At 68.9% G+C, this 21,355-nt stretch carries 22 protein-coding genes; 14 read left to right on the top strand and 8 right to left on the bottom strand.

Annotation, left to right across the window (positions count from 1 at the left end):
- Nucleotides 1–271: 271 nt before the first annotated feature.
- The 3 genes from EV652_RS05360 to EV652_RS05350 form a co-directional block, all read right to left on the bottom strand.
- Complete coding sequence (locus tag EV652_RS05360) at nt 272–1,237, bottom strand: aldo/keto reductase (protein ID WP_132207874.1); 966 nt, start codon at nt 1,235–1,237, stop codon at nt 272–274.
- Nucleotides 1,234–1,986, bottom strand: coding sequence for an SDR family NAD(P)-dependent oxidoreductase (locus EV652_RS05355; protein WP_132207873.1), 753 nt, complete (start codon nt 1,984–1,986; stop codon nt 1,234–1,236). Before EV652_RS05355 ends, EV652_RS05360 begins: the two co-directional genes overlap by 4 nt.
- A 121-nt stretch (nt 1,987–2,107) precedes the next feature.
- Nucleotides 2,108–3,421, bottom strand: a complete 1,314-nt coding sequence (locus EV652_RS05350; protein ID WP_132207872.1) for an L-fuconate dehydratase — start codon at nt 3,419–3,421, stop codon at nt 2,108–2,110.
- A gap of 255 nt (nt 3,422–3,676) precedes the next feature.
- Here EV652_RS05350 and folP point away from each other — a divergent pair, with 255 nt between their 5' ends.
- Genes folP through EV652_RS05335 form a run of 3 tightly spaced genes read left to right on the top strand, consistent with a single transcriptional unit; the run spans nt 3,677 to nt 5,900 of the window.
- The gene (gene folP / locus EV652_RS05345; protein WP_132208458.1) at nt 3,677–4,489 is read left to right on the top strand and encodes a dihydropteroate synthase; all 813 of its coding nucleotides are present in this window, start codon (nt 3,677–3,679) and stop codon (nt 4,487–4,489) included.
- The gene (locus EV652_RS05340; protein ID WP_132207871.1) at nt 4,489–5,214 is read left to right on the top strand and encodes a pyrimidine reductase family protein; all 726 of its coding nucleotides are present in this window, start codon (nt 4,489–4,491) and stop codon (nt 5,212–5,214) included. Before folP ends, EV652_RS05340 begins: the two co-directional genes overlap by 1 nt.
- A 2-nt stretch (nt 5,215–5,216) precedes the next feature.
- Nucleotides 5,217–5,900 carry a class III extradiol dioxygenase subunit B-like domain-containing protein gene (locus tag EV652_RS05335; RefSeq protein WP_132207870.1) on the top strand — a complete coding sequence of 228 codons (684 nt, stop codon included), beginning with the start codon at nt 5,217–5,219 and terminating at the stop codon, nt 5,898–5,900.
- Nucleotides 5,901–6,372: 472 nt separating this feature from the next.
- Here EV652_RS05335 and EV652_RS05330 read toward each other — a convergent pair whose 3' ends face one another.
- Both EV652_RS05330 and EV652_RS05325 read right to left on the bottom strand, forming a co-directional pair.
- A complete protein-coding gene (locus tag EV652_RS05330; protein ID WP_132207869.1) occupies nt 6,373–7,035 on the bottom strand; it encodes a hypothetical protein in 663 nt (220 codons plus the stop codon).
- Nucleotides 7,036–7,201: 166 nt separating this feature from the next.
- Nucleotides 7,202–8,191 carry an ABC transporter substrate-binding protein gene (locus tag EV652_RS05325; RefSeq protein WP_132207868.1) on the bottom strand — a complete coding sequence of 330 codons (990 nt, stop codon included), beginning with the start codon at nt 8,189–8,191 and terminating at the stop codon, nt 7,202–7,204.
- 76 nt (nt 8,192–8,267) lie between these two features.
- Between EV652_RS05325 and EV652_RS05320 the strand changes: the two genes are divergently transcribed.
- The 9 genes from EV652_RS05320 (at nt 8,268) to egtD (ending at nt 16,206) form a co-directional block, all read left to right on the top strand.
- Nucleotides 8,268–9,311, top strand: a complete 1,044-nt coding sequence (locus EV652_RS05320; protein ID WP_132207867.1) for a FecCD family ABC transporter permease — start codon at nt 8,268–8,270, stop codon at nt 9,309–9,311.
- Nucleotides 9,311–9,808 (top strand): iron chelate uptake ABC transporter family permease subunit, encoded by a 498-nt coding sequence (locus EV652_RS45725; RefSeq protein WP_255512572.1) that lies wholly within the window; start codon nt 9,311–9,313, stop codon nt 9,806–9,808. The genes EV652_RS05320 and EV652_RS45725 overlap by 1 nt, the downstream gene beginning before the upstream one ends.
- Nucleotides 9,799–10,368, top strand: coding sequence for a FecCD family ABC transporter permease (locus EV652_RS45720; RefSeq protein ID WP_255512571.1), 570 nt, complete (start codon nt 9,799–9,801; stop codon nt 10,366–10,368). The genes EV652_RS45725 and EV652_RS45720 overlap by 10 nt, the downstream gene beginning before the upstream one ends.
- A gap of 3 nt (nt 10,369–10,371) precedes the next feature.
- Nucleotides 10,372–11,145 carry an ABC transporter ATP-binding protein gene (locus tag EV652_RS05310; RefSeq protein WP_132207866.1) on the top strand — a complete coding sequence of 258 codons (774 nt, stop codon included), beginning with the start codon at nt 10,372–10,374 and terminating at the stop codon, nt 11,143–11,145.
- The gene (locus EV652_RS05305) at nt 11,142–11,801 is read left to right on the top strand and encodes a (2Fe-2S)-binding protein (protein WP_132207865.1); all 660 of its coding nucleotides are present in this window, start codon (nt 11,142–11,144) and stop codon (nt 11,799–11,801) included. The genes EV652_RS05310 and EV652_RS05305 overlap by 4 nt, the downstream gene beginning before the upstream one ends.
- A 124-nt stretch (nt 11,802–11,925) precedes the next feature.
- Nucleotides 11,926–13,152 carry a glutamate-cysteine ligase family protein gene (locus tag EV652_RS05300; protein WP_132207864.1) on the top strand — a complete coding sequence of 409 codons (1,227 nt, stop codon included), beginning with the start codon at nt 11,926–11,928 and terminating at the stop codon, nt 13,150–13,152.
- Nucleotides 13,149–14,498: an ergothioneine biosynthesis protein EgtB gene (egtB, locus tag EV652_RS05295; protein WP_132207863.1), complete on the top strand. Its 1,350-nt coding sequence runs from the start codon at nt 13,149–13,151 to the stop codon at nt 14,496–14,498. The genes EV652_RS05300 and egtB overlap by 4 nt, the downstream gene beginning before the upstream one ends.
- Nucleotides 14,498–15,244, top strand: a complete 747-nt coding sequence (gene egtC / locus EV652_RS05290) for an ergothioneine biosynthesis protein EgtC (protein ID WP_132207862.1) — start codon at nt 14,498–14,500, stop codon at nt 15,242–15,244. Before egtB ends, egtC begins: the two co-directional genes overlap by 1 nt.
- Nucleotides 15,241–16,206, top strand: a complete 966-nt coding sequence (egtD, locus tag EV652_RS05285) for an L-histidine N(alpha)-methyltransferase (RefSeq protein ID WP_132207861.1) — start codon at nt 15,241–15,243, stop codon at nt 16,204–16,206. Before egtC ends, egtD begins: the two co-directional genes overlap by 4 nt.
- Before the next feature lie 66 nt (nt 16,207–16,272).
- On the opposite strand, the gene EV652_RS05280 is transcribed toward egtD, so the two are convergent.
- The 3 genes from EV652_RS05280 to EV652_RS05270 are packed head-to-tail and all read right to left on the bottom strand — an operon-like array spanning nt 16,273 to nt 19,445.
- Nucleotides 16,273–17,574, bottom strand: coding sequence for an ABC transporter substrate-binding protein (locus tag EV652_RS05280; protein ID WP_242001581.1), 1,302 nt, complete (start codon nt 17,572–17,574; stop codon nt 16,273–16,275).
- A gap of 13 nt (nt 17,575–17,587) precedes the next feature.
- The gene (locus tag EV652_RS05275; protein ID WP_242001580.1) at nt 17,588–18,508 is read right to left on the bottom strand and encodes a carbohydrate ABC transporter permease; all 921 of its coding nucleotides are present in this window, start codon (nt 18,506–18,508) and stop codon (nt 17,588–17,590) included.
- Nucleotides 18,489–19,445, bottom strand: a complete 957-nt coding sequence (locus EV652_RS05270; protein WP_199238032.1) for a carbohydrate ABC transporter permease — start codon at nt 19,443–19,445, stop codon at nt 18,489–18,491. The genes EV652_RS05275 and EV652_RS05270 overlap by 20 nt, the downstream gene beginning before the upstream one ends.
- A gap of 102 nt (nt 19,446–19,547) precedes the next feature.
- Between EV652_RS05270 and EV652_RS05265 the strand changes: the two genes are divergently transcribed.
- Nucleotides 19,548–20,597, top strand: coding sequence for a LacI family DNA-binding transcriptional regulator (locus tag EV652_RS05265; RefSeq protein WP_242001579.1), 1,050 nt, complete (start codon nt 19,548–19,550; stop codon nt 20,595–20,597).
- Between the two features lie 29 nt (nt 20,598–20,626).
- Nucleotides 20,627–21,355: an alpha/beta fold hydrolase gene (locus tag EV652_RS05260; protein ID WP_132207860.1), complete on the top strand. Its 729-nt coding sequence runs from the start codon at nt 20,627–20,629 to the stop codon at nt 21,353–21,355.

The raw sequence follows: 21,355 nt of genomic DNA, 5'->3' as shown, positions 1-21,355 counted from the left end.
GCCGGCCTCCGGACTCAGCCTGCTGCTCAAGATCAGCCGGGGCTTGAACAGGAACTGGTGGGCCAGGACAGGGAATTACCTGTTCCAACCCACCAGATGGTGTTCAAGCCTGCGCCGGGACGGGGTTGGGGCGTCTTCGCGGAGGAGGCCGGCGTCGGCGGTCGCCGGTAGGGCTGGTCAGTCGGTGGGGCGCCGTGCGTCCACGGTGCTGTCGATCAAACGGGCGACGCAGGAGCGGTGGCGAGCACGCGGGTAGCGCCGCGTGGGTCAACTATCCAGGTGTGGGTGCGTCCTCGCGGAGGAGGTTGGCTGACTTGAGGTCGGACCAGAGGGCGGTGGGGACCTCGGTGCGGGCTAGGGCCGCGTTGGTGTGGACTTCATCGGGCGTGCGGCAGCCGACGGCGATGCCGGCTACGGCGGGGTGGGCGAGGGGAAAGGCGAGGGCGGCGGCGGGGAGGGTGACGCCGTGGGACTCGCAGACCTCGGCGAGTTTGTTCGCCTTGTCGACCAGGGCGGCGGCGGCCGGTTCGTAGTTGAATGTGGCGCCGGGGGCAGGACGGGGCTGGGAGAGCAGGCCGGAGTTGAAGACGCCTACGGCAACTACCTGGACGTTGTTGTCCAGGCAGGCGGGGAGTACGTCGTCCAGGCCGTCCGGGTCGATCAACGAGTAGCGGCCGGCCAGCATGATCACGTCGATGTCGACCTCGCGGGCGAACCGGGTCAGCATCGCGGTCTGGTTCATACCGGAACCGATCGCCCCGATCACGCCCTGGTCGCGGAGTTCGATCAACGTCGGGAACGCGGTCGCGACAGCCTCGTCGAAGTGGTCGTCGGGGTCGTGGACGAACACGACGTCGAGGCGGTCGGTGCCGATCCGACGCAGCGAGTCTTCGATGCTCTGCAGCACCCCGTCACGGCTGAAGTCCCAGCGCCGCCGCCGGGTCGTGCTGATGTCGAATCCCTCGTCGTCAACAGCCTCCGAGTCGGCCGAGTAAATGATCCGGCCGACCTTGCTCGACAGTACGTACTCGTCCCGAGGCTTGGCGTCGAGGCCGGCACCGAGCCGCTCCTCGGCCAGCCCGAGGCCGTAGTGCGGAGCGGTGTCGAAGTACCGCCAGCCCTCGTCCCAAGCGGCGTTCACCGTGGCGACGGCGTTGGCATCGCTGACCTCGCCGAGCAGGTTCCCGATCGGCGCCCCGCCGAGCCCGATCCGCTGGTCGTCCGGGAAGAGCTTCATGAGCGGGCCGCCGGGAGCCTCAGGTTCTGCATCCCGCCGTCGACTGCAACCGCAGTACCAGTGGTCGAACCCGACAACGGGCTGGCCAGATAGGCGATCGCGTGCGCGACCTCATCGGCCGAGACCAACCGGCCCATCGGCTGACGAGCCTCCAGAGCAGCCCGCTCCGCCGCCGGGTCGTCGGCCGCGTCGAGCAAACGGCCGACCCACGGCGTATCCGCCGTACCGGGGTTCACGCAGTTCACCCGGATGCCTTCGCGGACGTGGTCTGCCGCCATCGCCATCGTCAGAGCGAGTACGGCGCCCTTGCTCGCCGAGTACAACGCCCGATTCGGCAGGCCCGCGGTGGCGGCGATCGAGCAGGTATTCACGATCGCGGCGGCTGAGGACTTGCGCAGGTGCGGCAGCGCGGCCCGCGTCACCCGGGCGATCCCGACCACGTTGACGTCGAAGACGCGGTGCCACTCCTCGTCGGCGTTGGCCGCGACCGTTCCCTGCGCGCCGATGCCAGCGTTGTTCACCACGATGTCGATGCCGCCGAGTTGCAGCGCGGCCGCGGAGACCGCGTCACGGACCGAAACGTCGTCGGTGACGTCCGTGGTGATCCCGGTCAGCGGCGCGGAGACATCAGGCTTGAGGTCGAACACGACCACCTGCGCACCTCGGGAAGCCAGCAGTGAGGCGGCCGCGAGTCCGATACCCGAAGCGCCTCCGGTCACCACAGCCCTCAGGCCGTCGAAGTCGGTCACGGGGCCTCCCGGCCTGGACTGAGGAGCGGAGGGAGCGAAGCGACTGGAGGGACGAGGGAAGGCCGGGAGTCAAAGCCCCGTGACCCCGCCGGCGCCGGAGGCCCGGCCAAATGTACTGTCACTAGTCCTCCTTGGTCAGGTCGATCCAGATCTTGCCACTCGGGTACCGGTAGTCACACAGCGTCTCAGCATCCATCTCGGCACCGAACCCGGGTCGCAGCGGTACGACGTAGTGCCCGTCCTTGATCACCACCGGGTCCAGGAAGTGCTCGTGCAGGTGGTCGACGTACTCGATCACGCGGTCCTCGACCGTCCCGCTCACCGCGATGTAGTCGAACATCGACAGGTGCTGGACCAGCTCGCACAGCCCGACCCCGCCGGCGTGCGGACACACCGGTACGCCGAACTTCGCGGCCAGCAACAGGATCGCGATGTTCTCGTTCACCCCGGCCACCCGGGCGGAGTCGAGTTGCAGCACCGACAGCGATCCGGCTTGCAACATCTGCTTGAAAACGACGCGGTTCTGCACGTGTTCACCGGTCGCGACCCGGATCGGCGCGATCGCCTTGGCGATGGCCGCGTGCCCGAGCACGTCGTCCGGGCTGGTCGGTTCCTCGACCCACCAGACGTCGTACGGCGCCAGGGCCTTGACCCACGCGATCGCATCGGCCACGTCCCAGCGCTGGTTGGCGTCGATGGCGATCCGGATGTCCGGGCCGACCGCCTCGCGGGCCAAGCGCATCCGCCGTACGTCGTCGTCCAGGTTGGCGCCGACCTTCAGCTTGATCTGGGTGAACCCTTCGGCCACGGCCTCGTGGCAGAGCCGGACCAGCTTGGCGTCGTCGTACCCGAGCCAGCCGGGAGTTGTCGTGTACGCCGGGTAGCCACGGTCACGCAGCAGAGCTTCACGCTCGGCACGCCCCGACTCCGCGGCGCGCAGGATCTCCAGCGCCTCCGAAGGCGTGAGTGCGTCAGTGAGGTAGCGGAAGTCGATCAGGTCGACGATCTGCTCCGGTGTCAGGTCGGACAGCAGCTTCCACAGCGGTACGCCGGCCCGTTTGGCGGCCAGGTCCCAGACCGCGTTGACGACCGCGCCGATCGCCATGTGCATGACGCCCTTCTCGGGGCCCAGCCAGCGCAGCTGCGAGTCGTGCACCAGTGACCGCCAGAACCCGCCGAGGTCCTTCAGCGTCGAGTCGACATCGAGCCCGATCACGTGGTCGCGGAGCGCCTCGATCGCCGCGGTCTGGATGTCGTTGCCACGGCCGATGGTGAAGGCGAATCCGTGGCCTTCCAGCCCGTCGTCGGAGTCGGTTCGCAGGATCAGGTACGCCGCTGAGTAGTCCGGGTCGGTGTTCATCGCGTCGGAGCCGTCCAGGTCCAGCGACGTGGGGAAGCGAACGTCGTAGGTCTCTAACTCGGTGAATCGTGGCATCAGGACCCGATCTGCAGCGGTGGGCGGGCTGTCGCGAGGAATCCTATAGGATATGTGGCGGATTGGGCAGTGGTGGCCCGGATCGCCAGGCCATCACAACTGCGGCCAGCGGATGCGGGTGCGCTCGGACTGCCGGCCGGGCGTCGATTGTGATGGCCTGGCGGTCCGCCCCGTAGAGTCGGTGCCGTGGTGGACGAGCGTGACGGGGTGTTGCGGCTGGGGAGCCGGGCGTTCGGGGTGGGTGAGTTCGCGCTGATGGCGATCATCAACCGGACTCCGGACTCCTTCTTCGACCGCGGGGCGACGTACGCGACCGACGCGGCCTTTCAAGCGATCGATAAGGCGGTCGCGGACGGTGCCGACCTCGTCGACATCGGCGGCGTCAAGGCCGGGTACGGCGAACCGGTCAGCGAGGACGAGGAGCTCCGCCGGACCGTGGACTTCGTCGCCGGCATCCGCGCGCGGCACCCCGACCTGGTGATAAGCGTCGACACCTACCGCAGCGGCGTCGCCCGCCGGGTGGCCGAGGCCGGCGCCGACCTCATCAACGACACGTGGGCGGGCGCTGACCCTGAGTTGACCTCCGCTGCCGCCGAGTTCGGCACCGGACTGGTCTGCAGCCACGTCGGCGGCCTCTCGCCGCGCACCGATCCGCACCGGATGGCGTACGACGACGTGGTCGCCGATGTCATCCGTACGACGACCGCCCTCGCCGACCGTGCAGTCGCCGCCGGGGTCCGGCCGGACGGGATCCTGATCGATCCGACCCACGACTTTGGCAAGAACACCCTGCAGTCGCTGGAGCTCACCCGCCGCCTGGACGAGCTGGCCGCCACCGGCTGGCCGGTCCTGGTCGCGGTGTCGAACAAGGACTTCATCGGCGAGACCCTGGAGTTGCCGCCGGGGCAGCGAGGCAATGGGACGCTGGCTGCGCTGACGGTCTCCGCCTGGCTCGGCGCCCGGGTCTTCCGCGTTCACGACGTACCGGCGGCTCGCCAAGCGCTCGACCTGATCGCAGTACTGCGGGGCACCGCTCAACCCGCCGGAACCCGAAGGAGTCTCGCCTGATGCGTCGACTGGAAGACCTCACGGACGCGGATCTGGCGGCGGCCTACGAGCCGACCGACCGGTCGGTGCCGCACCTGCGCGCGAACTTCGTCAGCAGCCTGGACGGCGCGGTCGAGATCGACGGCCAGTCCAAGGCGCTGTCGAGCGACTCGGACAGCCGGTTGTTCAGCCGGATCCGGATGCTGGCCGATGTGGTCATGGTCGGCGCCGGGACGATCCGGGACGAGGGCTACAACCCGCTGCGGTTGTCGGCCGCGAGCCGTGAGTGGCGTCGCGCGTCCGGACTGCCGGAGAACCCGACGCTCGTGGTCGTCTCGTCGCGGCTGGAGCTGAGTCCGGTGAACCCGATCTTCCAGTCGGCGGTCCGGCCGATCGTGGTCACGCACTCCGCGTCACCGCCGGAACGGCGCGAGGCGCTGAACGAGGTGGCCGACGTACTGGTCCTGGGTGCGGCCGAGGTCGACCTGGCGGCGGTCGTGAAGGAGTTGGGTGAGCGAGGAATGCCGCAGATCCTGTGCGAGGGCGGTCCGCATCTGCTCGGGTCGCTGACCGAGGTCGATCTCGTCGACGAGCTGTGTCTGTCGCTGGCACCGTTGCTGGCCGGTCCGGGCGCCGGGCGGATCACGGCCGGTCCGGAGACGACGTTGACGCGGCGGATGAGGCTCGAGTCGGTGCTGACGGCGGAGGATGGGTACGTGTTCCTTCGCTACCTCCGGGAGGCGTAGGCGTGCCCGTCGTGAGCGCCGCGGTCTGCCCGCACCCGCCGTTGCTCGTCCCCGAAGTCGCCTCCGCCGCGGCCCCCGAACTGGACGATCTCCGCGCGGCCTGCCTGACCGCGATCGAGCACCTGTCTGCTGCGGATCGTTTGCTGGTGGTGGGCTCAGGTCCCTCGCAGCAGCAGTACGACGGCTCGGCGGGCGGAACCTTCGGCGCGTACGGCGCTCCCGGTGTGTGCGTGGGGACAGGTGCTCCGGTGTTGCCGCTTTCGCTGGCGATGGGCGCTTGGCTGATTGAGCAGACCAAGGCGGCCGACCTTCCCCGCACCTACCTCGCGGTGCCCGCGGACGCATCGCCCGCGCACTGCCTCGAGCTAGGCCGAGAGATTGCCGCAGGCAACGACCGGATCGGCTTGCTGGTGTTGGGTGACGGCTCAGCGCGCCGCAGTGAACACTCACCCGTCCACCTGCACCCCCGCGCCGAGATCTTCGACACCACAGTTGCAAACGCGTTGGATCACGCGGATTCCGCCGTACTCGCTGCTCTGGACCCAGACCTGGCGGCCGAGCTACAGGCCGCCGGCCGCGCACCCTGGCAGGTCCTCGCCGGTGTACTCGAGACCGGCCTGTCCGGAGACCTCACCTACCACGCAGCGCCTTACGGCGTCGGCTACTTCGTCGCCACCTTCACCTAGCCGCCTCGCCGACCTCAGCCGCCCTTCACCCCGAACACGTGCTCAGCCGCGCCCCTCGCCCCGAACACGTGCTCAGCCGCGCCCCTCGCCCCGAACACGTGCTCAGCCGCGCCCCTCGACCCGAACACGAGCTCAGCCGCGCCCCTCGACCCGAACACGAGCTCAGCCGCGCCCCTCGACCCGAACACGAGCTCAGCCGCGCCCCTCGACCCGAACACCCCGAACACGAGCTCAGCCGCGCCCTCACCCCGAGCATTTGAGGGGTTAACCCCTGAAGTTGGGGGTTCTCCAGCCTGAATACGAGGGGAGAACCCACAAGCTGAGGGGTTAACCACTCAAATGTTGCGGTGGCGGCCGGCGCGGATGTGCGCGGGCGGGCATGGGTTAGGCGGGGTAGGCGGGCGCGGATGTGCGCGGGCGGGAGAGGGCTAGGCGGGGTGGGCGGCGCGGATGTGCGCGGGCGGGGATGGGGCTAGGCGGGGTGGGCGGGGTGGGTGGGCTCGATGGGGATTGGGGGCCAGCGGTCGGCGGTGTTGGCCAGGTGGTTGTGGCCGGCTGAGCGGAGTTGGGTGACTAGGTCCGATCGGGCGGCTTGTACGACGGCTACTGCTGCGTCGGCGGTGTCGTAGGGGCCGGACCAGTTGCACACCGGGTCGCCGGCGTACCAATTGCCTGTGGCTGAGCGTCGTACGTGCGAAGCAGCCAGGCGGGCGGCTGGGAGGTCGGTGTTGGCCAAGTGGATGACGGCGTCGACCGCAATCACGTCGGCGTCCAGGTCGAGGAGTGGGCGCAGCTCGACGGCGTCTGTCAGGACGAACTCATAACCGGCCGGCGCACGCTCGGATAGCCAGGCGAGTGCTTCCTTGGCTGTCTCCTGGAGGAGCCGTGCGTTGTCGGGATCCGCCAGCGTGTGTACGCCGCACATCCGCGTATGAGTCGGCCGCAGTTCGTTCTGCCAGAGGCGGACCTGGAGTTCGTCGCGGCCCGACAGTCGCCGGCCGAGGATGCGGGCCAGGCCGACGACGTCGAAGTTCAGCTCGTCCGGCGTCCGCTTCCGTCCTGGGTCGAGCGGCTCGCCGGGCAAGCTTCCACGCGTGGTCCAGGGACCGACATGCCACCGGGTCAGAGCCGTCACGCTCCGACCCTACCGACCGCGCCCTACCGACCGGGCCGTGCCGACCGCGCCCGCCCTACCGACCGGGCCGTGCCGACCGCGCCCGCCGTACCGACCGGGCCGTGCCGACCGCGCCCGCCGTACCGACCGCGCCGTGCTGGCCGCGCCGCGCCGTGCCGGCCGGGTGTCAGTCGGTCTTGGCGGGGGCGGGGACGTCGAAGGACTTGGCGAGGTCGGTGAGGATGACCCAGGCGCCCTGCAGACCGACCGCGGTCATCCAGGTCAGGTCGGGGACCTCGTGGACCTTCGGGGCCAGCGGTGTCCACAGCGGGTTGGCCTTGAACTGGGCCGCGGTCTTGGCGCTCAGGCCCTTCTCGTCGGCGTACTCGGTGACGAAGATCGCGTCCCCGTCGGCGTCCTTGATCCGCTCCGGGCTGATCTCGAGCGCGAAGTCCTCGACGTCCTGCGACTTCGGCCGGGCCAGGCCGGCGTCCTTCAGCACGATGCCGGAGAAGCTCTTCTTCTGGTACAGCCGGGTCGGGCCGTCGACGAACCGGACGATCGAGATGGTCGGGTTCGAGGCCTTCGCGTTGATCGCGTCACCGACGGTCTTGGCGGCCTTCTCGTACGACGAGATCTCCTTCTCCGCCAGGTCCTCCTGGCCGAGCGCCGTCGCCTCCAGCCGGATGTTGTCCTTCCAGGTCGGCCCGGTCGTCTCCGACATCACCGTCGGCGCGATCGCGGACAACTGGTCGTAGAGCTTCTCGTGCCGGACCTTGGCGGTGATGATCAGGTCCGGGTCGAGGGCGGCGACCTTCTCCAGGTTCGGCTCGGCCAGCGTGCCGACCGCTTGGGCCTCGGAGCCGTACGTCGTCCGGTCCTCGCCGAGGTAGTCCGGCAGTTTCCCGTTGATGCTGCGGTAGTCGGTGTACCCGAGGACCGGGGTGTCCAGGATCAGGGTGGCGTCGACGAAGCTCGCGTCCAGGGCGACCACCCGCTTCGGCTTGGCCGGGATCTCGGTCTTGCCCATCGCGTGCTCGACAGTGCGGGGGAAGCCCGGCGCCGATCCGGAAGCTTCCGGCGATTCGTCGTCGGAGGACCCGCCACACCCGGTCAGGGCGGTCACAGTGAAGAGGGCGGTCACAGCGAACAGGGCGGTCAGGCGGGGCAGGCGCACAGGTGTTCTCCTGGTGAGGACGAGTCGCAGGTTAAGGTGGCTCACCACCTCAGTGAAGTAAGGCAACCCTAACCCTATGCGCTCCGCTGCCCCTGCCGCACGTCCGGTCGCCGCACGTCCGGTCGCTGGACCGCCGGTACGACGTACCGCCTCGCTGCTGATCCTCGTCGCCGTCCTGGTGCTGGCGTTCGCGGCCAGTCTCGCGCTCGGTTCGCGGTGGCTCGGACCTGGCGCACTCTGGCACGCGCTGACTACCAACAGCGGATCCGACGCCGACGTGATCGTCCGCAACCTGCGCTTCCCCCGCACTGTGGTGGCACTGCTGATCGGGAGCTGCCTCGGCATCGCGGGCGCGTTGATGCAAGGTCACACCCGGAACGCGCTGGCCGAGCCGGGGATCTTCGGCGTGAGCTCGGGGGCTGCGTTCGCCGTCGTCCTCGGCCTGCAGGTCGGTCTGGTCGAGTCGGTGTCGTCGACAGTGTGGGTCGCGCTCGTGGGCGCGTTGGTCGCCACCTTCGGAGTGCAGCGGTTGGCGTCGAGGGGGAGCGGGGCGTCGCCGGTCGGCCTGGCGCTGACTGGTGCCGCTGTGGCCGCGATGCTCGGTGCCGCGACGTCCGCGATCGTGCTGCTCGACGCGAACACGCTGGACAGCTATCGGTTCTGGGCGGTCGGTTCGGTGGCCGGTCGCGGGCTGGACGTCGCCGGGCAGGTGCTGCCGTTCGCGGTAGTCGGTCTCGTTCTTGCCCTGGTCAATGCCCGGGACCTTGATCTGCTGGCCCTGGGCGACGACGTGGCCGCGGGGCTCGGGTTGTCGATCCGGCGGGCGCGGCTGGTGGGGCTGGCCGCGATCGGGTTGCTCACCGCGGCTGGGGTCGCGGCGTGCGGTCCGATCGGGTTCCTCGGGTTGCTGGCAGGTCATGTCGCGCGGCGGATGTTCGGTGCCCGCAACAGTTGGCTGATCCCGGCGGCCGGCCTGATCGGCGCGACCGCGCTGGTGTTGGCGGACCTGGTCGGTCGCCTCGTCGGTGGAGCCGGTGAGGTCCAGGCCGGCGTCGTCCTCGGCATCGTCGGGGCGCCGTTGTTCGTGATCGTCGTACGCCGTCGGGCGGTGGCCCTGTGATGCTGCAACAGCGACCGAAGCTCAGCACCGTCAACTCGCGGACGGTCGTCCTCGGCCTGCTGTTCGCGGCCCTCGCGATCGCGGTCGCTCTGATCTCTTTGAGCGTCGGTACGACGAAACTGCCCGTGTCGGATGTGGTCGAGGTGCTGCTCGGTGGCGGCCGCCGCGGGACCCGGCTCGTCGTTCTGGAGCTCCGCCTGCCCCGCGTCGCGACCGGACTGCTCGTCGGCATCGCCTTCGCCGTGTCCGGTGCGCTACTGCAGACCCTGTCGCGCAACGCACTCGCCAGCCCGGACATCGTCGGCGTCAACTCAGGTGCGTCGGCCGGTGCGGTGGCCGTGATCGTTCTGGCCGGCACCGGTGGTGGGAACATCTCCGGCGTCGCGGCCAAGGTCGGCATCCCGCTGGCCGCCGTACTGGGTGGACTCCTCGCGACGCTGATCGTCGGTGCGCTGTCGATCCAGCGTGGTGTCGTGGACGCAGGCCGGTGGTGCTGATCGGTGTCGGTATCGCGGCCGCCGCCAACTCGCTCGTCGCCTGGCTGCTGGTGATCGGCGACGTCAACGATGCCGGCCGGGCTGCCGCGTGGCTGGCCGGTTCGCTCAACGCCCGCGCGTGGAGTGACGCCGTACCGGTAGCGCTAGCCGTACTGCTGCTGGTGCCAGTGGCCATGATGTTCAACCGGGACCTGTCCGCGCTGGTGCTCGGTGATGACGTCGCCTCCTCGCTCGGGGTGCGGGTGGCGCGGGTCCGGCTCGCACTGCTGGTCATCGCGACCGTGCTGGCCGCGATGGCGACCGCGGGGGCCGGGCCGATCGCGTTCGTCGCCCTGGTCGCACCACAGATCGCGCAGCGGCTGACCCGGATGGAACGGCCGCCGCTGCTGCCGACCGCGATGCTCGGCGCGCTGTTCGTCGTACTGGCGGATCTCCTGGCTCGGAACGGGTTGCAGTGGTTGCAGGTCGGGCCGTACGAGCTGCCCGTCGGTGTGGTCACCGCCGCGGCCGGAGCGCCGTACCTGCTCTATCTCATCGGTCGTCAGCAGAAAGGACGCTGAACCGTGCACGTCGAGAACCTCACCCTCGCGTACGGCGCTGATGCGCCAGTGGTGTCCGGGCTGACGCTGGAGGTGCCGGCCGGACGGCTGACCGCAGTGGTCGGGCCGAACGGGTCCGGCAAGTCGACGCTGCTGCGCGGCATGAGCCGGCTGCTGACTCCGCAGAGCGGTCAGGTGCTGCTGGACGGGACGGACATCCACAAGCTCCCCGCTCGCGAGCTGGCCAGGAAGCTCGGTGTACTGCCGCAGGGTCCAGTGACGCCGGAGGGGATCACGGCTGCTGAGCTGGTCTCGCGCGGGCGGCACCCGCATCGCGGACTGTTCGGTCGGCTGACGGCTGAGGACGACGCGGTGATCGACGAGGCGCTGGCAGCGGTCGAGCTGACCGAACTCCGGGAGCGGCCGGTCGACCAGCTGTCCGGCGGTCAGCGGCAGCGGGTGTGGATCGCGATGGTGCTGGCGCAGGGGACTCAGCACCTGCTGCTCGACGAGCCCACGACGTACCTGGACCTGGCTCACGCAGTCGACGTGATGAACGTGGTCCACGCGGCTGCCGCCACTGGCCGGACCGTGGTGGCCGTGCTGCACGACCTCACCCTGGCGGCCCAGTACGCCGACCACCTCGTGGTGATGGGGGAGGGCAGGATCGCGGCTGAGGGGCGGCCGGTCGACGTACTGACCGAGGAGCTGCTGGACGACGTGTTCGGGCTGCAGGCCACCGTGGTGGAGGTCAGCGGTGCACCGGTCGTCGTACCCGACCGTAGGCTGGCCGGGTGACGTACTCCGTGCGCAGGCTCGCGGACATCGTGGACGACACGGTGGCGTGGGTCTCTGTGCGCGTAGCGGACTCCGTGCCCGGGCCCGAGTGGGTGTCGTGCGCGGACGTGGTCGCGGAGCAGCAGGCGGGTGGCGATCCGACGTACGGGTGGCGGAAGACCGTGGGGGAGGACTACGGGCGCGAGTACGCCATCGAGCCGCCGGTGCAGATCGCGGCGATGATCACGCTGATGTGGTACGTCCAGGTGCCGACGATCGTGGCGGGGGTGGCTGCCGCGGTGACCGGGATGTCACCAGACGTCTCGCCGTCGTCACTGGCCTTCCGGCGGCACCCGACCGCTCACTACCCGGTGGAGATCGCGCTACTCACGGACAAGGTCGTCACGGTTGGTGAGGCTGCAGCACAGGTCGACGCGCACACGAGAGCGTTCCTGGAGTCCTACCGGCCTGAGGTGAAGCTCGGCTCGTTGCAGCGGTTCGGAGCGGTCAAGGACGAGCTGTGGCAGGCGATCCGGATGCCCGAGGAGGCGCCGTACGCCGATCAGGCCGCGGCAGCCTTCGGGGTGTCGCTGGATGAGAAGCTGCGGATCTCATGCTGCTACTTCTATGCACTTCCGAACATCAAAGCGTGCAGTACCTGTCCACGCTTTCGCTGACACCAAAAAGTGTCGGTGGGCCCGGGCACGATGTTCGGCATGACTTTTTCAGCGTGTTCGGCGTCACTGACGGGTAATCCGCCGTCGGTTGTCCGGCCGATGGTCCGGGGCTAGGTTCGCAGACGTGACCTCGTCCGGTGGTGCTCCGGCGACGACTCCGATCGGCTCCCGGGCCGAGGCGGAGGGTTTCGTCGCGATGGTCTGTTTCAAGCACGGTCCTCCGCAACTGCATGGCGTCGAGCTCGAGTGGACGGTGCATCATGCGGACGACCCGCGCCGGCCCCTTGACGCCGATCGATTGCGCAAGGCCTTGGGCGTGCATGCGCCCGCCACCCTGGTCCGCGGCAGCCCGCAGGTGCCGCTCGGCCGGGGTGCTCTGGTCACGGTGGAGCCGGGTGGCCAGGTGGAACTCTCCGGCCCCGCCCTGGCGTCGATTCCCCGGCTGATCGACGACACCGCCGCCGATGCGGCCGAACTGACCTCCCTTCTTCTCGACGCGGGCCTCGTCCCGGGCGACCACGGCCTGGACGCCTACCGCGCACCCCGCCGGATCCTGACCGTTCCCCGCTACGCCGCGATGGAGGCCGCCTTCGAGCGCCTCGGCCCGCACGGTCCACGGATGATGTGCAGCACCGCCGGCCTGCAGGTCTGTCTCGACGCCGGCGAGGCGGATCAGACTGCTCTCCGCTGGCGGGCCCTGCACGATCTCGGTCCCGCCCTGGTCGCACTGTTCGCCAACTCCAGACGCCGCGCCGGCGCGGATACCGGCTGGGCCTCGGCGCGGACCGAGGCGACTTTCGGCACCTGCGCCCCGTTCACCGAGCCGCCGCCGCTCGACGGTGACCCCGCCGCCGCGTGGGCCCGGATGGCGATGGAAGCACCGGTGCTGTGCTTTCGCCGCGGCGAAAGCTGGGACGCTCCGGCCGGGCTGACGTTCGGCGCCTGGGCGGACGGCGAGCTGCCCGGTGACAGACCGACGTACGACGACCTCGAATACCACCTGTCCACGTTGTTCCCGCCGGTCCGGCCGCGCGGGTATCTCGAGGTGCGCTACCTCGACGCACAGACCGGCGACGGGTGGATCGCCCCGACCCTGCTGCTCACCGCGCTGCTGTCCGACGCGGTGCCCATCGACCAGGTGCTCGCCGCTGCGGAACCCGCGGCGGGGCGCTGGTTCCCGGCCGCCCGCGAAGGGCTCGAGGACAAGTTGGTCCTCGACGCCGCCCGCGCCGTGGTCGAGCTGGGCACCCGCGTGCTGGACCAGACCGGCGTGGACCCCGAACTCAGCGATCAGATCGCGACCCGACTGAATCGCATCGTCGACAACACCCAAAGAAGGCGAGCCTCATGACAGTGCTGACGACCCACCAATTGTCGGAATTGTCTGTCGAGGGGTTGCGGGCGTACGTCGCCGAGCAGCTCGAGCGGTCGCGGGCGCGGACTGTTCAGCTGACCGACGCGGTCGACACCGACGACCTGGTCAAGCAGCACTCCAAGCTGATGTCCCCGCTGGTCTGGGACTACGCGCACATCGGTAACCAGGAGGAGCTCTGGCTGGTCCGCGACGTCGGCGGCCGCGAACCGCTCCGGCAGGACATCGACGAGTTGTACGACGCGTTCATGCACCCGCGCGCCGATCGCCCCACGCTGCCGCTGCTCGGTCCGTCGGAAACGCGGGCGTACGTCGTCGAGGTGCGGGACAAGGTCCTCGACGTCCTCGACCACGTGAAGTTCGACGCCGGGCGCGCGCTGGTGGACAACGCGTTCGCGTTCGGGATGATCGTGCAGCACGAGCAACAGCACGACGAGACGATGCTGGCGACGCACCAACTGCGGGCCGGCGTCCCGGTGCTTGACGCGCCGCCGCCACCTGCCGGCCGCCGGCTGGCCGCACCCGAGGTGCTCGTTCCCGGTGGGGTCTTCGAGATGGGTACGTCGGTCGAGCCGTGGGCGCTGGACAACGAGCGGCCGGCGCACGCCGTACAGGTCGCGCCGTACGTGATCGACACCGTGCCGGTGAGCAACGGGGACTACCTGCGGTTCGTGCTCGGCGGTGGGTACGACGATCCGCAATGGTGGTCCGAGGACGGGTGGGCCCATGTGCAGAAGGCGTCGCTGGTCGCGCCGCGGTTCTGGGAGCTCGCGGATGGTGAGTGGTGGCGGTTGCGGTTCGGGCATCGGGAGCCGTTGCCGTTGGACGAGCCGGTGATGCACGTCTGCTTCTACGAGGCCGAGGCGTACGCGAAGTGGGCCGGGAAGCGGCTGCCGACCGAGGAGGAGTGGGAGTTCGCGGCGCGGTTCGATCCGGAGACCGGGCGGACGCGGCGCTTCCCGTGGGGTGACGAGAACCCGGGTCCGCAGCACGCGAACCTCGGCCAGCGGCATCTGCGGCCGGCGCCGGTCGGCGGCTATCCGGCGGGTGCGTCACCGCTGGGTGTCGAGCAGCTGATCGGCGACGTCTGGGAGTGGACCTCGAGCGACTTCCGGCCGTACCCGGGCTTCCGCGCGTTCCCGTACGACGAGTACTCGCTGGTCTTCTTCGGCACCGACTACAAGGTGCTCCGCGGCGGCTCGTTCGGCACCGACGAGGTCGTTGCCCGAGGCACGTTCCGGAACTGGGACTACCCGATCCGCCGGCAGATCTTCGCCGGCTTCCGCTGCGCCCGCGCCCCCCGCCCCGAGGAGCTGCGCAGCTGATGTGCCGCCACCTGGCCTACCTCGGCCCCCCAGTCACCCTCACCTCACTCGTCCTGGAGCCCTCCCACTCCCTGTACGAACAAAGCTGGGCCCCACGCGACATGCGGGGCGGCGGCTCGGTCAACGCCGACGGCTTCGGCCTCGCCTGGTACGCCGACGGTCAACCAGTGAGGTACCGGAGGAACGTCCCGATCTGGGCCGATGACAACCTGCCCGGCCTGGCCGGCTCGATCCGGTCCGGGGCGGTGCTGGCCGCCGTACGCAACGGCACGGTCGGCATGCAGCTCGGCGAGTCCGCGGTCGCGCCGTTCCAGGCGGGGAGCTGGTTCTTCAGCCACAACGGCATGATCACCGGCTGGCCGGACTCGACGCTGAAGCTCGCCGAGCGGCTCCCGGTCGCTGAACTTCTCCGACTCGACGCACCGATGGACTCCGCCTTGCTCTGGGCGCTGATCCAGCAGCGCCTGTACGACGGAACACCGCCGGCTGATGCGGTCGCGGCCGTCGTACCGGAGGTGGAAGCGGCAGCGCCGGGGTCGCGGCTGAATGTTCTATTGACCGATGGGGAACAACTGGTTGCGACCACCTGGACACATTCGCTCTGGGTGCGACAGACAGCCGACTCGATCACCGTCAGCTCGGAGCCGTTCGGCGGCGACGGGTGGGACGAAATCCCTGATTTCTCGTTGCTCGTGGCCACCGCCACGACGCTGCGCATCACGCCGATGGAAGGACCACCAGAGTGACCCAGATCGACGTACATCTGACCCCGGACCACGCTGCCCGCGCGCTCCGGGAGGATGCCCGGGCGGGGCTGACCGCGGACCCGAAGTGGCTGCCGCCGAAGTGGTTCTACGACGCCCGCGGCAGTGAGCTCTTCGAGCAGATCACCCGCCTGCCGGAGTACTACCCGACCCGCGCCGAACGCGAGATCCTGCAGACCCGCGCGGGTGAGATCGCGGCGATCACCAAGGCGCACACGCTGGTCGAGCTCGGCTCCGGTTCGTCGGAGAAGACCCGGCTGCTGCTCGACGGCCTGCGCGATCACGGCTCGCTCACCACCTTCGTACCGCTGGATGTGTCGGAGTCCGCCTTGCGCGACGCGGCCGACGCGATCAATGTCGACTACCCGACGCTCGACGTCCACGGTGTCGTCGGCGACTTCACCGCGCACCTCGACAAGCTCCCCGGCGAGCCACCGCGGATCGTCGCGTTCCTCGGCGGCACCATCGGCAACCTGCTCCCGGCCGAACGCGCGACCTTCTACGCCTCGGTCCGCGACGTCCTCGAACCAGGCGAATGGCTCCTGCTCGGCACCGACCTGGTCAAGGATCCCAACACCTTGGTTGCCGCGTACGACGACAGCGCGGGAGTGACCGCGGAGTTCAACCGGAACGTGCTGCGGGTGATCAATCGGCAGCTGGGTGCGGACTTCGACGTGGACGCGTTCAGCCACGTCGCGATCTGGGACGCCGAGAACGAGTGGATCGAGATGCACCTGCGCGCCGACCGGGCGATGCGGGTGCTGATCCCGGAGATCCACCTGGAGATCGACTTCGCCGAGGGCGAGGAGCTGAGCACCGAGGTGTCGGCCAAGTTCGAGCGCCACGGCGTCCAGGCCGAACTCGACCAGGCCGGCTTCACCAACGCCACCTGGTGGACCGACACCAAGGCCCGCTTCGCCCTGTCCCTCTGGCAAGCCGTCTGACGGTTCCTCCTCCATGCCAAGCGCCCGGCGAGCGAAAGCTCGCCGGGCGCTCGGTTCTCTCGGCGCTCAGCCGCCTTGTTTGATCAGGTCGTTGATCTTGGTGACGTAGGTCTGTAGCTCGGAGATCGGCTTCTTGCCGCTGATGATCGGCTGGTAGGTCGCCGTCGTCAGGTCACCGACCTGCTGGGCCCACTGGGTGGTGAACCTGACCCCGACCGTCTTCTCCGCGGCCAGGTCCGCCTTGACCGTGTCGACCACGGTCGTCTGCTGAGCCTTGGTCAGCGCGTCGTAGTAGCTGGTCTGCGCCGGCGTGTAGGCAGGCGGCGCGACCGGCGAGGCCGGCAGGACGGCGTCCCACACCTTCGTGTTGATGTACTCCAGCACCTTGAACGTCGCGTCCTGGTTCTTCGTGTACTGCGGCGTGCAGATGCCGACCGAGTCGAACAGGGTCGCCGGCGTCTCCACCTGCGGGAACGGCGCGAACCCGTACTTCACCTTCGGCTTGTCCGTCTGGAACCCGGCCGCCAGCCACTGACCGCCGAACATCATCGGCACCTTGCCCGCGGCGAACAGGGACTGGACGTTCGAGGCGTCGTACCCGGGCGGCGCGACGGAGCCGTTCTTGACCGCGTCGACGAGTTTCTGCACACCCTCGGTGTACTTGGCGTCCGCCTCGGCCTTGGTCGGGTGGTTCACGTTGTCGGTGAACGGTGCGCCGCCGGCCGAGACGGAGTACATGCCCATCGTGAACGGCCCGTCCGGTCCGGTCAGTTGGTCGGCGACCAGTCCGTACTTCGCCCCGTTCTTGTTCGCCAGCTTCGCGGCCGCGCTGTACATCTCGTCCCAGGTCCAGCCGGCCTTCGGCTCGGCCAGGCCGGCGGCCTTGAACGCGTCGGCGTTGTACCAGACGCCGTACGCGTTCATCAGCGACGGCAGGCCGCCCATCAGGCCGTCGGCGGTTTTCCAGTTCTCCATCGCGGACGGGACGAACTTGTCGGCCTTGAAGTCGCCGTCGCCCTCGTTGATCTTGTCGGTCCAGTCGACCAGCAGTCCCTGCGTGGTGTACTGCTGCTCGGTGTCGTTACCGCACCAGAACAGGTCCGGCAGCTTCTTCGCCTGGGTCAGCGAGGCGAGCTTGTCGCCGAAGTTGCCGCTCGGGGTGTCGAGCAGTTCGACGGTGATGTTGTCGTCCTTGAACTCGGCCAGCGCCTTCTTGATGGCCGCGTTCGTCTGCGCCGACTCCCACGTCATCACGGTCACGGTGACCGGGCCGTCGCTCGAGCCGCCGGCGGAGTCGTCCCCTCTGCAGGCCGTTGCCGTCAGCAACCCGGCACAGGCCAGCGTGGTGGCGATGAAGGTGTGTTTCACGAGAACTTCCCCTCTATTTCTGGTTCGTGCTGCCGAGAGCGCCGAGACCCTGGATGAAGTAGCGCTGCGCGGCGAAGAAGACGATCAGCGGCGGCAGCATGTAGAGCAGGTTGGTGGCCATGTAGTAGCTCCAGTCCGGGGTCTGGCCGGCGAAGGCGGAGATGAACGACGCCATTCCGACCGACAGCGGCCACTTCTCGGAGGAGTACAGATAGACCAGCGGATTGAGGAAGTCGTTCCAGGACGCCTGGAACGCCAGGATCGACATGGTGATCCAGGCCGGCCGGGTCAGCGGCAGCATCACCTGGGTGAAGATCCGGAAGTGCCCGGCGCCGTCGATCTTGGCCGCTTCGTCGATGGAGTAGGGGATCGCCAGGAAGTACTGGCGGGCCAGGAAGATGAACAGCGGGTTCCCGCCGAGGAAGGCGGGCACGATGAGCGGCAGCCAGGTGTCGTACCAGCCGATGCTCTTGTAGAGCTGGAAGAGCGGGATCAGGCCGACCACGCCGGGCAGCAGCATGCTGCCGACGAACAGGTAGAACCAGACCTTCCGCCCGGGGAACCGCAACCGGGCCAGCGCGTACCCGGCCATCATCGCGGTCATCACGCCGCCGACCACGCTGAGCGCGGTGATGATGGTGGAGTTGAGCAGCAGCCGGGGGAAGTGGATGGCCTCCGGGCCGTTGACGAAGTTGCTCCAGGTCCATTCGGTCGGCAGCAGCTTGGGCGGAATGTCGAAGACCGCCGTCCTGCTCTTCAGCCCGATGGTGATCATCCACAGCAGCGGGACGACCATCACCGCGCAGACGAACAACGCGGTCACGTACCACGCCGTCGTACCGACCAGGCGGGGCTTCTTCGCGGGCCGGGGCGCCGGCGGTGGTTCCGTGGCCGGGACGACCGGGGCGACGGTTTCAGTCGGGAGTGTTGTCACTGTAGGTCCAGAGCGAGGTGAACTTCGCGGTCAGGGCGATTACGGCGATGATCAGGATGAACAGCACCCACACCTGCGCGGACGCGTAACCCAGTTGCGGGATCCGGCCGAGGTTGGGGAAGCCGTTGTTGTAGATCGACAGCATCAGCACGTTGGTGCTGAAACCCGGTCCGCCGTTGGTGAGGATCTTCGGCTGGTTGAACGTCTGCAGGGCCGCGGTGGTCTGCAGGATCACCTGCAGCAGCATGATCGGGCTGATCATCGGCAAGGTGATCCGGACGAACACCGACCAGGCGCCGGCCCCGTCGACCCGGGCCGCCTCGTACAGCTCGTTCGGCACCGCCTGCAGGGCGGCCAGGAAGATGATCATCGTCCCGCCGACGCCCCACAGCATCATCAGGACGACCGACGGCATCGACATCGCCGGGCTCTGCAGCCACAGACTGGTCGGCAGGTGCAGCCGTTCCAGGATCGTGTTCAGCAGACCGACCTGTGGGTTCATGATGAACTTCCACAGCGTGATCGTCGCGATCGCCGGTAGCACGACGGGTAGGTACGCGAGCGTCCGGACCAGCCGCACCCCGGCGAACCGCTGGTTGCAGAACATCGCCAGGGCCAGCCCGAGGATCAGCGACAACGGCACGTAGAGCAGTACCAGGTACGCCGTCGCGCGCAGCGACGGCCAGAACGCCGGGTCGACCGTGAACATCCGGCGAAAGTTGCTCAGGCCAACGAACACCGGGTCGGTCAGCCCGTTGTACCGGGTCAGGGACAGGTAGAACGAGCGGATCAGCGGATACACCACGAACACGGTGAACCCGATGATCGCCGGGGCGATGAACAGGTACGCCGCCTTGGCGTCGGATCCGGCGTTGCGACTCATCCCGCCCCGGCTCCGGCGGGTCCGCTGCAATCCACTGCGGGAGACCGTGCTCATGCTTCACTCTCAGAAGGTCTCATCCGGCCTCCCTGGACGGTAACGTTTCCAACGATTTACTGTTGGGTGACGATGCCGTGTCGTGAAAAGGAAGTCAACCCCGTGTCCGAAACGTTTCCAACAGTCCCGGAGGCCAGCCGGCCGACGATGATCGACGTCGCCCGGCGGGCCGGGGTGGGGTTGGGCACGGTGTCGCGGGTGGTGAACGGCGGCCACGGTGTCCGGGACGAGACCGCGCAGCGGGTTCGGACCGCGATCGCGGAGCTCGGCTTCCAGCGCAACGAGGTCGCCCGTGCGCTGCGACCGGGTAAGAAGTCGTCGAGTCTCGCCCTGGTGCTCGGCGATCTGACCAACCCGTTCTACGCGACCATCGCGAAGGCGTCGCTGGAGGTGGCCGGGCAGTCCGGGTTCGCCGTCGTCCTGGGCAGCGTCGACGAGGACCCGGAGGGGGAGAAGCGGGCGATCCAGGAGTTGGTCAGCCGGCAGGTCGCCGGGTTGATGATCGTGCCGGACCAAGGTGATCACTCGTTCCTCGCGGGGGCCGGCGTACCGGTGGTGTTCGTCGACCGGCCGGCGCACGGGATCGAGGCCGACATCGTGATGGTCGACAACGAGGGTGGCGGCCGGCTCGCGACCGAGCACCTGCTGAATCAGGGTCATGAGCGGATCGCGATCCTGCTGGCGCCGTCGTACTACACGACCGGGCGGCGGTTGCGCGGCTACCGCCGGGCGTATCGATCGGCGGGGATCGACGTCGACGAGTCGCTCGTCGTGCAGTTGCCCGAGGGCACTGCCGAGGCCGCGGAGAAGGCGACCCTCGAGTTGATGCTGCAGCCCGATCCGCCGACAGCCGTCTTCGCCTCGACCAACTTCCTCACCGAAGGTGTGTTGCGGGCGCTGCAGGAGGTCGGCACGGAGCCGGCTGTGGTCGGGTTCGACGACTTCCGGCTGGCCGACATGCTGCCGACACCGGTGACGGTCGTTGCCTCCGACATCGCCGAGTTGGGTCGCAACGCGGCTCAGCTGTTGCTGGATCGTGCGTCGGGCACCGACACCCGCCCAGCGCAGCGGATCGTGTTGCCCTGCGCGCTGATCCAGCGCGGCTCGGGCGAGCGGCCGCCGGATTCTGCCACGAAGAGAAAGGCGCCCTGAGCCGTCGCGACCGTGGCTATGGTCGTCGGATGTACTACGAATCGTTCGGTGCAGGCCGTCCGATCGTCTTCCTGCCCGGTTGGGGCGGGGACGCCGGCGAGGGTCGCGACATCCACGAGCCGGTGTTCGAGGGGCGTACCGGGTGGCGGCGGATCTACGTCGATCCGCCGGGGACGGGTAAGTCTCCCGCGGTGCCCGGGATCACCGACCAGGACGGGATGCTCGCGGCGATCGCCGTACTGATCGACGAGGTCGTCGGCACCGAGCGGTTCGCCCTCGCCGGTACGTCGGCCGGCGGCCTGCACTCCCGTGGCATCGTCCAACGCGACCCGTCCCGGATCCTCGGCCTGCTCCTCCGGGTGCCGGGCATCATCGTCGACCGCGCCAAGCGGGACCTGCCAACCGACGAGCACCTCACCAAGACATCCGAGTGGCACGACAAGCAGCGCAGGTACTACGACGTCACCGAAGAGCAGGCGGATCTCGAGTTCCTCGGCCGCATCCAGGCCGACGTACGCACCTACGCCCTGAGCGAGGACCCGGCCGCCCGTTTCGACGGCCCGACCCTCATCGTCACCGCTCGCCAGGACACGATGACCGGCTACGCCGACGCCTGGTCCGTCCTCGACGACTACCCCCGCGCGACGTACGCCGTACTGGATCAGGAAGACCACTTCCTCCCGGTCCGACGGCACGCGGTCTATCGAGCGTTGGTCGCCGACTGGCTCGACCGCATGGAAGAGCACCTGGACGCGTGA

This window comes from Kribbella steppae (genome assembly GCF_004342025.1).
Lineage (GTDB): Bacteria > Actinomycetota > Actinomycetes > Propionibacteriales > Kribbellaceae > Kribbella > Kribbella steppae.
This window is presented reverse-complemented; position numbering and strand designations above follow the sequence as displayed.

Excerpts from the sequence above, each read along its gene's own strand:
- egtC (WP_132207862.1), top strand. The coding sequence starts at position 14,498 with ATGTGCCGCCACCTGGCCTACCTCGGCCCCCCAGTCACCCTCACCTCA.
- folP (WP_132208458.1), top strand. The coding sequence starts at position 3,677 with ATGGCGATCATCAACCGGACTCCGGACTCCTTCTTCGACCGCGGGGCG.
- EV652_RS05350 (WP_132207872.1), bottom strand. The coding sequence starts at position 3,421 with ATGCCACGATTCACCGAGTTAGAGACCTACGACGTTCGCTTCCCCACG.
- egtB (WP_132207863.1), top strand. The coding sequence starts at position 13,149 with ATGACAGTGCTGACGACCCACCAATTGTCGGAATTGTCTGTCGAGGGG.
- EV652_RS05340 (WP_132207871.1), top strand. The coding sequence starts at position 4,489 with ATGCGTCGACTGGAAGACCTCACGGACGCGGATCTGGCGGCGGCCTAC.
- EV652_RS05360 (WP_132207874.1), bottom strand. The coding sequence starts at position 1,237 with ATGAAGCTCTTCCCGGACGACCAGCGGATCGGGCTCGGCGGGGCGCCG.
- EV652_RS45725 (WP_255512572.1), top strand. The coding sequence starts at position 9,311 with ATGCTGCAACAGCGACCGAAGCTCAGCACCGTCAACTCGCGGACGGTC.
- EV652_RS05260 (WP_132207860.1), top strand. The coding sequence starts at position 20,627 with ATGTACTACGAATCGTTCGGTGCAGGCCGTCCGATCGTCTTCCTGCCC.
- EV652_RS05270 (WP_199238032.1), bottom strand. The coding sequence starts at position 19,445 with ATGAGCACGGTCTCCCGCAGTGGATTGCAGCGGACCCGCCGGAGCCGG.
- EV652_RS05320 (WP_132207867.1), top strand. The coding sequence starts at position 8,268 with ATGCGCTCCGCTGCCCCTGCCGCACGTCCGGTCGCCGCACGTCCGGTC.